The sequence below is a fragment of the Microcoleus sp. Z1_B2 genome, from assembly GCF_036700325.1.
Classification (GTDB): Bacteria; Cyanobacteriota; Cyanobacteriia; order Cyanobacteriales; family Microcoleaceae; genus Microcoleus.
Window position 1 is genome coordinate 1 of the sequence record NZ_JAUBOQ010000112.1, and the last position, 1554, is coordinate 1554.

General features: G+C 42.1%; 4 protein-coding genes. All 4 read right to left on the reverse strand.

What is annotated here, in order from left to right; all coding sequences use genetic code 11:
- Positions 1–437: hypothetical protein (locus QT984_RS29650; protein ID WP_333058667.1), on the reverse strand; the 437-nt coding region annotated here is incomplete at its 3' end.
- Between the two features lie 195 nt (positions 438–632).
- Positions 633–917, reverse strand: coding sequence for a type II toxin-antitoxin system RelE/ParE family toxin (locus QT984_RS29655; protein WP_194062326.1), 285 nt, complete (start codon positions 915–917; stop codon positions 633–635).
- Positions 914–1126 (reverse strand): hypothetical protein, encoded by a 213-nt coding sequence (locus QT984_RS29660; RefSeq protein ID WP_194062328.1) that lies wholly within the window; start codon positions 1124–1126, stop codon positions 914–916. The genes QT984_RS29655 and QT984_RS29660 overlap by 4 nt, the downstream gene beginning before the upstream one ends.
- Positions 1127–1290: 164 nt before the next feature.
- Positions 1291–1479 (reverse strand): element excision factor XisI family protein, encoded by a 189-nt coding sequence (locus tag QT984_RS29665; RefSeq protein WP_333058669.1) that lies wholly within the window; start codon positions 1477–1479, stop codon positions 1291–1293.
- Positions 1480–1554: the final 75 nt, after the last annotated feature.

Sequence of the window (1554 nt, forward strand, 5' to 3'; positions counted from 1 at the left end):
GTTAGGCTAATCGTCCTTGGATATTCTTTATCCATTTGGATTAAACGAGTCGCACTCCACGCAATTGTACTGTACCCTTGTCCAATAATTACGCCCCCCTGATATTCATGGGTTCTATCTTTTAATGTTTTAGCATCTGGTCTCCCCCATGCAGTGTGGTCAATTGCCACTAACAGATGTTCTGCTACGGGTACTTGCTGTTCTAATTGCTGGAGATACAGCAGCATCAGTTTTTTCCGGTCTGGCCTACAGTCTTGCAATGCCTCGTAAACGCTTGACCATTGACGATTAAATAATGGATTGAGCGAAAATTCGGCCAAACATGACGAATTACTGGTGGTCATCACTGCATCCATGAGCTCGAATGTTGCATCCTTGCCTCGTACCAATAACTCGTATGCTTCTTGACGAAAGTCCTTTAATCGTTCACTGTTCATTTAAGGAGTGAATAGGTTGTTATTTTTCACCCTCATTCTCTCCTTAACGGTGGCTCTAGTTTTTCTTGGGCCACCGTTCTCATCTTTAGTTAGTCTAAACTACAGTTTTTTCTGTTACCCCTATTTATTGAGCGGATACCTTTCTTCCATATTAAAAAAGCAGATAGAAAGAGGTGATCGCATAAACTAGCATTTTCAATACACCTCATCATGGCTACCAATATCAAGCAAGAGAATTTCCTCATCTCCTGACTCTGGATTCTCAACAAAATTAAATACAATCCGACAGTCATACTCCACAGAACAAGCCCAAGATCCCGCTAACTGACCTTTGAGTTTGTGTGTTTGTAGTGATGGCTCGAAAGAGTTTTCTGCCAAAAGTCTTAAAATAGCTTCAACTTTGGGCTGTAGTTCCGGGTGTTTGCGAATGAGGGCTTTGTAAGCACGTTTAAATGATTGAGCAAAGGTGATAAGTTTCAACGGTTTAGCTCCGCGATCGCTTCATTAACTGTACCTCGAAAGACCTTTCCAGATTGATAGTCTTGTTTTCCTTGTGCAATGTTAGCAGCAATTTCGGTGCGACGGCGATCGCTAAGTCTCCGGTGCATGATGACAAGTAAAGCAGTTTGTTCGTCTATAGACAAGGTTTCGATCTCGTCTAAAATGCTGTCAAATGTTGAGGTTTGCATGGTGAATTAGGTTTTGTGGCGATAATGGCTGTCTTATTTTACTTGAGTTTAAGGGAATTTGCTGAAGGCGATCGCACCTCCGATCGCCTGCTTTAAAGTTGAAGCGCGTGAAGCGAAGCTATCCCGTAGGGCATCGCCCTCCAAGTCAAATCCCTTCCACTCCATCATACTTTCAAGGATTCTCGCTGCTGTTCACTACAAGGCACTCCATAAGCAGTATACGGTCTAACATCAGGCGGTTGCAGTCCCAAAACAATTGATTTAGCCGGAATTCCCGCTGCAACTAACTCCTCAGCAATCAGGCGATCGGTATTATTTGCTTGAATCCACACCTGACCATCAATAATATCAATATAGCAATCCTAAATGATTATCAAGACTATGATACTATTATATGCAATACTCGATCGTGAATAAAAAGATGAATA